Genomic DNA, 13,295 nt, shown 5'->3' with positions numbered 1-13,295 from the left:
TTTGGATAATGACAAGGTCTGTTTAATAAACCAATATAAAATATTTATGCGAGTCTTTCACACAACAATCAGTTAATTGAGATGTTCGGTAAAGCCAACGTTGGCACTGCTGTTTGTAAAAGATTTCGTTATGATCGTCGGATACTAAAAACACATATATGACAGAGAAAAATTATGATGCCATTGTTATTGGGTCAGGCATTAGCGGTGGTTGGGCCGCTAAAGAACTTACAGAGAGCGGATTAAAAACGCTGATGTTGGAACGTGGCCGGAATGTAGAGCATGTAAAGGATTATGGCTTTGCGGCAAAGGATATATGGGATTACCCATACCGTAATAATAGAAGTCAAAAAATGCTTCATGAGCATCCTATACAGGCTCGTTATTGGCCTATGACGGAAGGTAATGTCAATTTTTTAGTCAATGAAATTGATAATCCTTATGTAGAAGTCAAACGTTTTGATTGGGTTAGGGGATATCAGGTAGGAGGAAAATCATTGATATGGGGACGGCAGAGCTATCGTCTGAGCGATGTAGACTTTACAGCTAATCTTCGCGATGGGATTGCGGTCGACTGGCCCATCCGTTATAAAGACCTCGCTCCTTGGTACAGTTATGTGGAACGCTTTGCCGGTATAAGCGGTAATCGTGATGGGATTTCTATTTTACCCGATGGCGAATTTTTGCCACCGATGGAACTGAATGTTGTAGAGAAGGATGTAGCAGCTCGTATTAAAAAGCACTATAGCGATAAGCGCGCGATGATTATCGGTCGAGTTGCCAACATCACGAAACCGCTGCCCGGAAGGATTAACTGTCAATACCAAAACCAATGTAGCAACGGATGTAATTTTGGAGGCTATTTTAGTACACAGTCGTCTACTTTACCTGCGGCGGTCAAGACGGGTAATTTAACCGTTCGGCCGTGGTCGATTGTCATGGAGATCCTATATGATAAGGAATTGAAAAAAGCCAAAGGTGTTCGGATTCTAGATGCCGAAAATGGACAGACTTATGAGTATTTCGCTAAAGTCATTTTCGTAAATGCATCGGCACTTAACTCCGCTTGGGTATTAATGAACTCTGCGACGGATATCTGGGAAGGCGGATTGGGTAGCAGTTCGGGGGAATTAGGGCATAACGTAATGGATCATACACTAGGTAACGGAGCTAGAGGGATTGTAGAAGGCTATGAGGATAAATATGTCTATGGCAGACGAGCAAATGGCGTGTACATACCGCGTTTTCAGAATATCGGTGATGATAAACGTTCATTTATTAGAGGATATGGTTACCAAGGTGGAGCAGGTCGGGATGCATGGCAACGATCTATAGCTGAATTGAGTATTGGGGCGGGGCTGAAGGAAGAATTATGCGAACCGGGAGTTTGGTCGATTGGCCTTACCGGTTTTGGTGAGATTTTACCTTATCACGAGAACAGGGTATATATCGATAAAAATCGGAAAGATAAATGGGGTTTACCGGTTTTGGCAATCGATGCAGAAATTAAAGAGAATGAAAAATTGATGATTGATGATATTATAAAAGAAGGAAAAGAGATGCTCGAAGCTGCGGGGGTTAAAGAAGTAACGGGATACCGTAGTGTATTTGCCATGGGACAAGGCATTCATGAAATGGGTACGGCCCGTATGGGACGAGATCCCAAGACCTCCGTGTTAAACGCTCATAACCAAGTTTGGGATGCACCTAATGTTTTTGTAACAGATGGCGCTGCCATGACTTCCTCGGGTTGCGTTAATCCCTCGCTTACTTATATGGCCATGACGGCGAGAGCGGCTGCTTTTGCTGTAGAAGAGTTGAAGAAAGGGAACCTTTAGGCGTTCATCCATCCATTGTAATTCCCTTCCTTTTTGCTACCTTAGTGATGCAAACAGGAAGGAGAAAGAGAATCATCTGATGGTAGGTGGGGGTATTGTCTATTTCCGCTAATATTGGGCGTTCCTAAGCAATGGTATCGTAATTAATAAATGAAAACACATACCACAAATTACAAAAATACATTCATTGAAGTAGCGGATGATTGTACTGCAAAAAAGGGCGAAATTCCTCCGGAGAAAAAATCCGGCAAAACGATTGCCAACATGCAGTTTGATCTGATTATGAAACATCCTTATCAATACACCTCTGATGATATCTTGTTTCAATGTTTTGTCTGGAAGAATGATTTAAAAGGCGATCTGACTGCTGCGAGAGCGGATTTTTTTTCCAAGGGACAGGCCTGCTTGCGATCTTCTCCTTTAGCAAAGCGCTATGGATGGGGCATTCATAGTAACGAAGAAGGAAAGGTGACTTTGTATGGTGTCGACTCGGACGACTATGCTTATTTCTGCAAGGATAAGCAATTAAAAATAGTAAAAGCAATGCGTTCGAAAAGAGTGTAGTTTGTTCATCAATAGTAGATTATGGTTAAACAAAGCAAAACACTTCGTACCTGCGACCAAGGACATCAGTATTATAAAAGTAGCGATTGCCCCGTATGTCCCCTATGCGAACAGCAACGCGCGGTAACCGAAGATTTTCTTGCTGCAATTGCTGCACCTGCCCGAAGGGCCTTGGAAAACCAAGGCATTACAACCTTGCGTAAATTGGCAAGCTTTAGTGAAAAGGAAATTCTTAGCCTGCATGGTATGGGACCTGGATCGATCCCGAAACTTAAACAAAAGCTCGAAGAGAAAGGGCTGGCTTTTCGAAAATAGAAGGCCGTTGTTGCCAACATATCCCCGGTAAAATAATTATAAAACGGATAGCCTATTGAGATTGGTAATATCGATTTCTTTTTCCATAAAGATGCTTTCAAGCGCATCGAAACCATGTTTCTCCCGATATTTACATTCGGCATCTGAAATGGGGATTAGCAATAAGAAATGAACCTTTTTGTTGGAGAGTTTCATTTGCTCAAGCTTTTCTTGCCACATCACCGGCTCCACAAAAAGCAAATGTTTTAAATGGGTGCCCTTATGGTACATATCAATCATGTTCTTAAACACGGTGCCGGGTTGACAAGTCCACTTGTTCTTGGTAACGAAGAAGCCTGCCGTCGATAATATATTTGCCCATTTATCGCTACTTTCGTTACCTGCTATCATCAATTCAATTGGGATGTTTTTTAACACGCCCTTGATCATTTCTATTTCATTGGGGTAATCTGATAAGCCTATCGTACAGTAAATCTTACTTTTTGGATCCATTGGGTCGATGCAGTTTAGGATATGGAGACTATTTTCTCTATTGTCATCGTAGTAAGCATAAACCTGTGGATCAATGCCAATGGCTGCAGCTACAGCATGCGCTAGCTGAACGTTATCTTGACTGGGAAGCATTTGATTATGTATAGGGTAATCTGACATGTGTTTTTCGTAGTGTAAAGAAATAATATTTTCTACAAAAAGCAAAACGAAGAAACCGCTTTCTCGCCAGAAATCTATAATAAGCTATTTGGGTCCGTCCGGTCGATAAAAATTAACAGCGTTTTATCTCTTTCTGATAAAGCTTGTTAAATCCCGAGAAATCTTGAATTAAGATAATCGACGTGATGAGGCGATCAACCAAACTAATAATATTGACATAAGGCCTGTGATAGGTCTCACCGGATTTGACAAGCGTGAAGATGTTTTCTCCCACGACAATTACCCTGTCATCTCGCATAACGAAAACGGAAGGGGTCAATTTTTGGAAAATAGCTACTGAAGGCAGCAGATTCTTATAGAAATTAATGACATTCTGTTTGCCTTTGAAAATTCCGCTTATGGGTGTGCCTTCCGGAATGGTGGAGTGGAAGATTACATCTTCTGCCAAACTATTAAATATCGGCAGCATATTGCCGGTCCGGTCAGCTTCGGTATAAATGTTTTTCACGATATTCAATGCTTCAATTTTATCCATGGCTGTATCAATTAAAGGGTCCCGTTTCCTTCCAATAACGCTTTACAAAATAAATAATCGTATTTAAGGAGCTATGCGCTAAAACACGACAAATAAAGGGTAATTTGCGTATCGCTTCAGAGCAAAAATACTAATAAAATACGCAGTATTACTAATTAATTTAGTTTTAATTTTTTGTTAAGGATTTCATTAAAGTCAACTGGAGAAATATTACTAATGCCGGAAATTGATTAAGTTTGAGTAATAAATTCTAATCCGCTTAAACTCAATCGATGAATAAAAAAAATGGCATATTGCTTGTCTTTGTTTTACTGAAGTTTATATTGCAATATGCTTTGGTAAATTCAACGTACGAATTGCATCGTGACGAATTTTTGCACCTCGATCAGGGAAACCACTTAGCATGGGGATTTTTATCTGTTCCACCGGTCACCTCTATCATATCAAAAATAATTTATTTTCTGGGTAACACCCTATTTTGGATTCGATTTTTTCCGGCTCTGTTTGGAGCCCTCACCTTGATATTTGTTTGGAAAGCAGTCGAAGAGCTTAAGGGAAATCTTTTTTCTTTGATATTGGCTGCTACGGCCATACTTTTTTCTGTTCTTTTACGCTTGAATATTCTTTATCAACCCAATTCATTGGATGTGCTTTGCTGGACGGCTTTTTACTTCATCTTTTTGAAATATATCAATTCGGCGGATAGCAAATGGCTTTATGCGGGCGCACTTATCTTCGCTTTAGGCTTTCTGAATAAATACAATATAATTTTCCTGCTGGTTGGACTTTTTCCTGCGTTGCTTTTGACCCCGCAACGAAGTATTTTCCTTAAACCATCCTTTTATATATCCACTTTATTAACCTTACTGCTTATCGCGCCAAATCTTTGGTGGCAATATAAGCACCACTTTCCCGTATATCATCATTTAAAAGAATTAACGGATACACAATTGATTAATGTCAGTAGAGTAGGCTTTTTGAAGGAACAGGTCATTTATTTTTTAGGTTCTTTGTTTGTTCTCTTTGCTGCCTTTTATGCATTGGTCTTCTATGCTCCTTTTAAAAAGTATCGGGTCTTCTTTTGGTCTTTTTGTATCACCTTAATGGTGTTTATTGCTTTAAAAGCTAAAGGATATTATGCTATTGGCTTATATCCTATCTATTTGGCTTTTGGATCCGCTTATCTGGGAGAGTTATTAAAAAGAGGAAGCACTAAGGTTAATAATTTACGCTTTGCCTGCGTTTTGCTCCCTTTTTTGTTTTTTATACCGATGTACCATACTGCATTCCCGAATAAGACTCCGGCCTATATCTTGGCGCATCAGGCGACCTATCGTGCTTTAGGCTTGCTTAGGTGGGAGGATGGTAAAGATCACCTTCTACCGCAGGATTTTGCTGATATGCTGGGATGGAAGGAATTGGCAAACAAGGTTGATCTTGCTTTTTCAAGGCTTCCGAAAGGAGAGCATACACTGGTGCTTTGCGATAATTACGGACAAGCAGGTGCCATCAATTATTACAAGAAGACAAAGGAGGTGACTGCCGTTTCCTTCAATGCCGATTATCTTCATTGGATAAATTTGGATAAAAAGTATGTTCATTTGATACGTGTAAAAAATTACAGAGAGGTAAAGGAGGAGTTAAAGGAAACCAGTCCCTTTTTTGCCGATACCTTTGTGGCTGATTCCGTAACCAACCCCTACGCGCGTGAATATGGGACGACTGTCTTCATTTTCAGGAATACCCATATTGATATAAACGAACGTATCAAGCGAGAAATTAACGAAAATGAAATTAGGGACTAATCATGGGGTCGTTTACTTGATGGACAGCCTATCAATATACTATTTTTGTTTCGACTGCAATTGTTCGATTGCTGTCTGCCTTTGGCAATAAGACATGATAAGTGACAGTAGCCGCTACGGCACTTATATCCTGATGAAAGGTGACAACTAATCGTTCCTCTCCCGTACAGCTTTTTTTTAACTCATACGTTATTGAATGATTGCCTGATTTTAGTCCTTTTCTTCCTATTAACAGGTCATATTTCTCGAAATCGATGGCTGGATGACAGCTCCCTGTTACCTTTTCATCATAAGTATGCTTCGTTCGGATTAATTCATGTGTTTCCTTTAGATCGATATGAAATGCATAGCGAGTATCGGTACACCCGTAAACTTCTTCAAGGGAAGGTAATGGCACATACATAAGTAGCATGCATTCTTTGTCCTCCCTATCTTCTTTATCGCAAGCGAAAATTGAAAGGAAAAAAGAGATTAATATGATTCCTCGTTTCATAACAGGCTTTAATGAGGTTAGGCCTATACAACGATTTCCCTTCAAAAAACGCGACAACTATGTTCAAAATAGCGGTGCATAGGTTAAATCGATTTCCGGTAGGGGTCTTCTGCTCTAATGTTGTCTTATCATTAGCTGATGCGCAGCAATGAAATTTTTTAAAAAGATGACGATTTTCTTATCAATTTGCTTTTGGACCGGATTCGCTATCCTTTCCTTTGTCCTTTTATCCGCGATGGTTTTGATAGGTGTTTTTGTTTGGGTTTTAAATCTACTGCACGAGGCAACAGGGGATATTTAGTATATGCAATTATGGCGAGCTTCATTTATAAGAATAGCAACATCGGTAAAGGGTTTATCAAGGGCGCCTATCACATTTCTTTATTTTTATTAGAACGCACAGAATAGATTTTCTTCATGCGTTGCAGCTTATAATGATCCAATCGCTGGGTTGTAAAGATTATAAAATTCTGAAACTCTTGTATTTGCCTTGTGTCAAAAAATATTTATCCAAATAGCAAAAAACCTAGAAAGAAAAACGATGAGCTTCTGAAAGGCGCATTTGAAGAATGGTTCCCGGAGTTTTTACGGTTCCTTTATCCCAACAAATAAAGTTAAGGACTGATTTAGGATGATGTCTCAATTATGAATAAGCATCGTCCATTTTTCAGAGATTTCTGTCAAAGTCAAATATACTTTTCTACACTCATTTTCTTATACAAAACTAGATATAGGCGTTTAAGGAGGGCTTTGCCCAGTAGGTAGGCAGTCGGCCAAAGACTCTTCCCAAAAGAAGAAAATATTTAAAAATCAAAAAGAGGCCCTAAATACGCAGGCCTCCAATATAGATAATAAATCGACACATGCCGTCGAGCCCCGCGCTTATACCTCTCTTGAAGATGGCTTCGGTGGTTCGATTAATATTGGTCGGAACTTAATGGGTACTCGTTGCGAGCTCCATGGGGAAATTCCCAATCGAGTGCACCTTCAGTGCCGCTCAAGTTGGCTCGCAGGGGAGAGGACAGGGAGAGGAGAGAGGCTAGCTTTTTCTGAGACGAAAAGGTTTTATCCAGACATCACATTTAGGAATGTCCTGTTCTAATAAAAACGTGTTCATTTGGAAGGTGTTCTTTCGTAAACGAGCCGGTCTCTTCGACCTGTGTTCGACCGGTGCCCAGTAAGTTATTGAGTGTTTTTCGAGAATGCAGGTTCCCGAAGGGGGTAATACGCATGTCGGTAAAAATTTCGGAAATCGATCCAATCTTGCCCGAATAATTCTGAGACGCCAGCCTATCGGCAGGTAAGCGCTGTGGAATGATATGGTATGCGCCCTTCTCTTTCATTACCTTGTAAAGCTCCTTAAAAACAAGCGAGTAACTTTATGCAATCGATTGTGTTTCAGCAACATTTGCATCTGCTGGACTTTTTGACGAAGTTTATGTCAGGTTATCTCTTAGAACTCCGTCAACGGTATTGGGTGGAGTCATGTTGGCATCAATGAATAATGACATATTATGAACTTAAAAACACAAAAATTAAAAGGTATGCTATGTGGTGCTATCCTCATTGGAGTGACTTCTGCATGCGGCCAAAACCAACAAGAACAGGAGCGGAGAACTCCTTTGGATTTGGTCAACTTTAAGGAATTACCCGACCCGACGGCAGATACATTGTCTGATTGGTCTAAAGTAGAAAATGGATTACACGCTTCTTTTGTGACGATTGATAAACGTTTTCCGAAGTCCATAGCTCCTGACTTCGCCGTCGAAAAGCAAGCGTCTGTGACAGGGTGGAGAGGAGAGCGTGTCTCTGCTCAAATATTACTATGGACAAATGCTGAAATTGCCGGTGCGCAAGTGGACGTATCAGGTTTTCGTGCAGAAAGCGGCAGCGATTTGCCATCGGATATAGCGTCTACCCATTTTGTTCGTTATGTGATGACAGATGAGTACGCCGGGGGATGTGGTCATCGTAAGCCGGAAGATTTCGCCTCGTCTCTGTCGCCCGATATGTTAGATAATCTGAACTCTTTCGATCTCGAAGCAAAGAAGGTACGGCCAGTTTGGGTAACATTACGTATTCCGGAAGACGCAAAACCAGGTTACTATACGGCAAAGGTACAAGTGAAAGCTGCTGAAGTACCCACGCAAGAACTGAATCTCTCTTTACATGTTATAGATAAGCTCCTGCCTAAGCCATCGGAATGGACTTACCATTTAGATCAATGGCAACATCCATCGGCAGTAGCACGTGTAGAAGGGCTCGAAATGTGGTCGGAGGAACATTTCAAAGCGCTGAAACCACAGATGCAGATGTTAGCAGACGTCGGGCAGAAAGTGATCACTGCGACCCTTAACAAAGATCCTTGGAATGTGCAGACATTTGACCCTTATGCAGATATGATTATATGGACAAAGCAAAAGGATGGTTCCTGGAAGTATGATTACAGCGTATTTGATAAATGGGTGCAGTTTATGCTGGATCTTGGTGTTAACAAGATGATAAATTGTTATTCCATCATCCCTTGGAATAATGAAATCCATTATAATGATGAAACAAGTGGTGAATTGGTAAATGTCGAGGCTAAACCGGGTACACCTATATTTGAGCAATTATGGACGCCGTTCTTAGAAGATTTCGTAGAACACCTTCGGGGGAAGGGGTGGTTGGAAAAAACAAATATAGCCATTGATGAACGTACGAGGGAAGAAGTGGACGGTGCTTTGACTTTATTACAAAAAGTGTCACCGGAATTAGGTGTTTCTTATGCTGATAACCAAAGAACTTATCGACGTTATCCGAATAGCGACGATGTTAGTATTGCAATGGGACACCCATTTTCGGAAGAAGATCTAAAAGACCGTCAATCACGGGGATTGAACACGACGTTTTATATCTATTGCGGTAATGCGTTTCCCAATCAGTTTACATTTTCTGACCCAGCGGAATCTGTCCTCGTGGCGTGGTTTGCAGAAGCAGCGAATTTTGACGGTATGTTACGATGGGCATTCAATTCTTGGGTAGAAAATCCATTGTTAGATTCCCGTTTCCGTACCTGGCCGGCGGGCGATACCTATATCGTCTACCCAAATGCTAGAAGCTCGATTCGTTACGAGCGACTGTTGGAGGGGCTTCAAGACTATGCGAAGATTCAAGTTGTGAAACGAGCACTGGAAAATAAGGGAGACCAAGCTAACTTAGATCGGTTGGAAACGGCCATCCAGAAATTGAAGATTACGAAACCTAACCAGACTTGGAATCAAGATCTCAACGATGCAAAAGGATTGCTTAATGAGCTTTCGGTTCAATTGGTACAATAGGAGGAAAACAACTTTTGTTCAAATAAGAGGCTTTCTGAAAAGCTTCACTAAAGAAGATTCCCGATACCCAGAAGTGTCGGGGATTTTCATTGTCGCCTTAAATATTATAATTTAAGAGTGCTTGTAACGAAGAAAGGACCTCAAGGCTCTTCCCTCAAACCGTCCGAGCCTATTTCCGGAAGATATTTTTTTCCAGCCCCCCTTTTAACCATCCTGTTCGACTTATTGCTTATTTACTGATCAACAACGAATTAGACGCAATAAAAAAAGGGAAAGATTCGTTTAATTTGAATCTTTCCCCTGAGGTAGCCCGTAGGGGAATCGAACCCCTGTTTCAAGAATGAAAATCTTGCGTCCTAACCCCTAGACGAACGGGCCTTTTTTATTCCGGAATGCGTGTCCGTTTTTCGGTCTGCAAAGATAGACAAGGATTTTATATTTCAAAAGACAAATTTTAAATATTTTGTTAGAGCTTGACTATCAGTAAATAAAAATTACAGCGCTTTCTTAGCCTTCTTATTTGTCAACAGTAGTAGGACGCTGCCCGCGATGCCGGATAATACGGAACCGGCTAAAATGGAAAATTTAGCTTCGGCTAATACATGCGTAGCATTCGCGAAAGATAAGATGGCAATAAAAATCGACATGGTAAAGCCAATTCCTCCCAGCATACCGACTCCTAAAATGTGTTTCCAAGAAGCACCGTGTGGTCGATTACTAATTCTTAATTTAACAGCTAACCAGGAAAAAGCAGTAATCCCGACTGGCTTTCCAAGAAACAAACCAAGCGCTATTCCTAATCCTAAAGGTGTAAATAAACCTTCTAGCATGCCATCTTCATATTTGATGTTCGTGTTTGCCAAAGCGAATATCGGCATGATCAGGAAATTCACCGGCTTTACTAATAGATGCTCTAATTTTTCTAAAGGAGACTCTGTAGCGTCCGGCGTGGTAGGTAAGGTAAAAGCTGTAAGAACACCGGCAATCGTTGCATGAATACCTGAATGGTGAATGAAATACCACATGAATATTCCCGGGATTAGGTAAAAAATAATTTTTTTGACTCCTAACTTATTGAAAATCAAAAGTAGGGCGAACAATAGACCGGCATATAGGAGGTATTGATATTGCAGGGAGGTTGAGTAAAATATAGCAATAACAAGTATGGCCATTAAGTCGTCTACAATAGCCAATGCCGCCAAGAATATTTTCAATGAGGAAGGTACTTTATTGCCTAAGAGCGTGATGATAGCCAAGGCGAAGGCTATGTCAGTTGCCATTGGAATGCCCCAACCTCCTGCGAATTCCGAGTTTTTATTGAAAAAGGTATAGATCAATGCCGGTGCGATTACACCACCGAGTGCAGCAAATACAGGTAAGGTTGCCTTTTTGATCGATGCCAATTCACCTTCTACCAATTCCCGCTTAATTTCCAAGCCTACTAAGAGAAAGAAAATGGCCATTAATCCGTCATTAATCCAAATGATAATAGGATATTCCAAATGAAGGGTTTCAGAATGGTAACCTACTTTCATTTCTAAAAAATTATTAAAAGCACCACTGAAGGTTGTGTTGGCAATGATAAGGGAGATGACAACACAAAGAATCAGAATTACCCCACCCGCAGTACCGGATTTTAAGAACTCTTGAAAGGATTTGAAGTTAATTATTTTAGCCATACTGGCGAAAATAGCAAAAAAAGCCTGTATTTGGCAGAAAAAATGGTAAAACTATAGGGGTATGAAAGGGCAAAGGTGTCATAGTTTTAAAATAATATGAGAACTATGAAGCTGTTTAAATTATTGGCGATTATCGCTATTATCGTAACAAGTGCATCAAGTACAAAAGCGCAAGTAGGGGATTGGACCATTGGCTTAAAGGCAGGAGCCAACTACGCTAATCTTCATTCGGATGCACAAGGACTAAATGACAAAAAAGGAAAGGTAGGTTTTACGGCGGGTGCATTCGCTCGCATAGGCCAAACAGTTTTTTTTCAACCGGAGCTCAATTTTGTACATTTTTCCAATGAATTTCAATACAACGGCCAAAGGCATAATCCAAAGCTGAGCCAGTTAAATGTGCCTTTGATGTTGGGATATAAGCTGCTGGACCAAGAAGCACTTGCGTTAAGAGTTTCTTTAGGGCCTGATTTTAGTTACAATCTGAATGAGCCGGATGTGTTTAAATCCGGCGACTTTAAAAAATTCAACATAGGCGGCGTTTTTAATGTGGGGGTGGACATAGGAAATATTACCTTGGATGCGCGCTATAGTAGAAGTTTTACCGATCTGGACAAGCGTCTTGGCCAAAAGACAGGCATATACTCATTAGCTGTCGGATTTAAGATTTTTTAGGTAACAATAAATTGTTTTGTAGACACTTATCTTTTTGTTGTTTTTTAAAAAAGTTATAACAGCTTAGAAAATTTTGTGTTTATGGAAAAAAGTATTAGCTTTGTGCTTTCATAATTTAGGTTTATAATTGGTTGACAGGCCTCTAATCTCCCCGATTATTGGCCTGTTACTTTTTAAAATTATTTAGTATTTTTATACTTTAATAACCATTTATAAACAGAACATGCGTCTCGTCTTTTTTGCCTTATTACTGGTGGGCTATATGCGTAGTGCTGCGCAAGAAGAAATTGTTCCTTCGCCTTCTCAAGTATTAAGCGAGGTGCATTTTAAAACCTTAATGGGTGGAGTGGTTGTTTTGCCCGCCTTGTTGAATGGTTTTCCAGATACATTAAATTTTATTTTAGATACCGGGAGCGGGGGTATTTCCCTGGATTCTTCCACGGTTGTTTCTCTTGGATTGAAACCGACGCCAAGCGCCACCCGCATCCGAGGCGTTGCAGGCATTAAACAGGTTAGCTATCTATATAATCAGCATCTTAAGTTCCCGGGATATACGGTTGATAGCTTAAATTTTCATATCAACGACTATTCTTTTCTTTCAAGTGTGTACGGGGTTAAAGTTGATGGGATCATTGGCTACTCATTATTTAGCCGATATATAGTGAAAATAAATTATGATGATAGCCTGATGCATATCTGCTCGCAAGGCACCATTCGTTATCCAAAGGGAGGTTTTCTTTTAAGGCCTAACATAAAAAGTTTAGTGGTGCAGCGGGCCTTATTAAAAGATAAGCACCAAGTGAATGCGCGCTTTTTGCACGATATCGGTGCGGGTGTATGTGTTATGCTTTCGAAAGAGTTCGTTGAAGATAGTACACTGTTAGCATGGAATCGAAAGCTATGGCCGAAAGAAGGACATGGTTTGGGGGGTAAGATACAGATGGATTTAACGGTTATTAAGGAGCTCCGTTTTGGTCCGTACAAATTTAAACATGTCCCTACCTTGATTTTTGATGATGTGTATGATGTGACTTCCTATCCCTACTTGGGCGGCTTGATCGGGAACGATATTTTCAGGCGTTTTAACATGATCTATAACTATGAAAAGGGAGATATTCACCTCATACCTAATAACAGTTTTCGGGATCGGTTTGATTACGCCTATTCGGGCTTGGACTTGCAATTAATTGATGGAAACATAGAAATCGGAGGCGTGGCGAAAGGGTCACCCGCAGAATTGGCCGGGTTAAAAGTTGGCGATTTGTTGCTCGCTGTAAATGGTGATTTCAGTGTGAATTTTGCCCAATATAAAAAGGCGCTGCAGCGGCCAAAAAAGGAAGTCATGTTGCTGGTACGACGAAAGGAAGAGCTGCTAATATTTAAGTTCAAGATAAAAAGTATAAAACAAGTTTTTTAGTCA

12 protein-coding genes and 1 tRNA gene are annotated in these 13,295 nt (G+C 40.4%); 7 read left to right on the top strand and 6 right to left on the bottom strand.

The window, feature by feature from the left end:
* Positions 1-158 precede the first annotated feature (158 nt).
* The 3 genes from FKG96_RS24415 (at position 159) to FKG96_RS24405 (ending at position 2,717) form a co-directional block, all read left to right on the top strand.
* A complete protein-coding gene (locus tag FKG96_RS24415) occupies positions 159-1,838 on the top strand; it encodes a GMC oxidoreductase (protein ID WP_130858015.1) in 1,680 nt (559 codons plus the stop codon).
* Between the two features lie 150 nt (positions 1,839-1,988).
* Complete coding sequence (locus FKG96_RS24410; RefSeq protein ID WP_130858016.1) at positions 1,989-2,402, top strand: DUF6157 family protein; 414 nt, start codon at positions 1,989-1,991, stop codon at positions 2,400-2,402.
* Positions 2,403-2,423: 21 nt separating this feature from the next.
* A complete protein-coding gene (locus tag FKG96_RS24405) occupies positions 2,424-2,717 on the top strand; it encodes a DNA-directed RNA polymerase subunit alpha C-terminal domain-containing protein (RefSeq protein WP_130858017.1) in 294 nt (97 codons plus the stop codon).
* Positions 2,718-2,753: 36 nt separating this feature from the next.
* Here FKG96_RS24405 and FKG96_RS24400 read toward each other — a convergent pair whose 3' ends face one another.
* Together FKG96_RS24400 and FKG96_RS24395 are read right to left on the bottom strand one after the other, a co-directional pair.
* Positions 2,754-3,368: a suppressor of fused domain protein gene (locus FKG96_RS24400; RefSeq protein ID WP_130858018.1), complete on the bottom strand. Its 615-nt coding sequence runs from the start codon at positions 3,366-3,368 to the stop codon at positions 2,754-2,756.
* 112 nt (positions 3,369-3,480) lie between these two features.
* Complete coding sequence (locus FKG96_RS24395; protein WP_130858019.1) at positions 3,481-3,903, bottom strand: nuclear transport factor 2 family protein; 423 nt, start codon at positions 3,901-3,903, stop codon at positions 3,481-3,483.
* 272 nt (positions 3,904-4,175) lie between these two features.
* Here FKG96_RS24395 and FKG96_RS24390 point away from each other — a divergent pair, with 272 nt between their 5' ends.
* Complete coding sequence (locus tag FKG96_RS24390) at positions 4,176-5,708, top strand: glycosyltransferase family 39 protein (protein WP_130858020.1); 1,533 nt, start codon at positions 4,176-4,178, stop codon at positions 5,706-5,708.
* Positions 5,709-5,739: 31 nt separating this feature from the next.
* Here FKG96_RS24390 and FKG96_RS24385 read toward each other — a convergent pair whose 3' ends face one another.
* Together FKG96_RS24385 and FKG96_RS24380 are read right to left on the bottom strand one after the other, a co-directional pair.
* Complete coding sequence (locus FKG96_RS24385) at positions 5,740-6,201, bottom strand: hypothetical protein (RefSeq protein WP_130858021.1); 462 nt, start codon at positions 6,199-6,201, stop codon at positions 5,740-5,742.
* Positions 6,202-7,283: 1,082 nt separating this feature from the next.
* Entirely contained in the window at positions 7,284-7,544 is a 261-nt protein-coding gene (locus tag FKG96_RS24380; protein WP_130858022.1) for a hypothetical protein, read from the bottom strand.
* Between the two features lie 171 nt (positions 7,545-7,715).
* Between FKG96_RS24380 and FKG96_RS24375 the strand changes: the two genes are divergently transcribed.
* Positions 7,716-9,521, top strand: a complete 1,806-nt coding sequence (locus FKG96_RS24375) for a DUF4091 domain-containing protein (RefSeq protein ID WP_207303803.1) — start codon at positions 7,716-7,718, stop codon at positions 9,519-9,521.
* 306 nt (positions 9,522-9,827) lie between these two features.
* Here the strand turns inward: FKG96_RS24375 and FKG96_RS24370 are convergent.
* Positions 9,828-9,899, bottom strand: a tRNA-Glu gene (locus tag FKG96_RS24370).
* Positions 9,900-10,015: 116 nt separating this feature from the next.
* The gene (gene nhaA, locus FKG96_RS24365) at positions 10,016-11,200 is read right to left on the bottom strand and encodes a Na+/H+ antiporter NhaA (RefSeq protein ID WP_013663409.1); all 1,185 of its coding nucleotides are present in this window, start codon (positions 11,198-11,200) and stop codon (positions 10,016-10,018) included.
* Between the two features lie 105 nt (positions 11,201-11,305).
* Here nhaA and FKG96_RS24360 point away from each other — a divergent pair, with 105 nt between their 5' ends.
* Together FKG96_RS24360 and FKG96_RS24355 are read left to right on the top strand one after the other, a co-directional pair.
* Positions 11,306-11,875 carry a porin family protein gene (locus FKG96_RS24360; protein ID WP_165447083.1) on the top strand — a complete coding sequence of 190 codons (570 nt, stop codon included), beginning with the start codon at positions 11,306-11,308 and terminating at the stop codon, positions 11,873-11,875.
* Between the two features lie 223 nt (positions 11,876-12,098).
* The gene (locus FKG96_RS24355) at positions 12,099-13,292 is read left to right on the top strand and encodes a pepsin/retropepsin-like aspartic protease family protein (protein WP_013663407.1); all 1,194 of its coding nucleotides are present in this window, start codon (positions 12,099-12,101) and stop codon (positions 13,290-13,292) included.
* Positions 13,293-13,295: the final 3 nt, after the last annotated feature.

Source organism: Olivibacter sp. LS-1 (assembly GCF_008245145.1).
Classification (GTDB): Bacteria; Bacteroidota; Bacteroidia; order Sphingobacteriales; family Sphingobacteriaceae; genus Olivibacter; species Olivibacter oleidegradans.
This window is presented reverse-complemented; position numbering and strand designations above follow the sequence as displayed.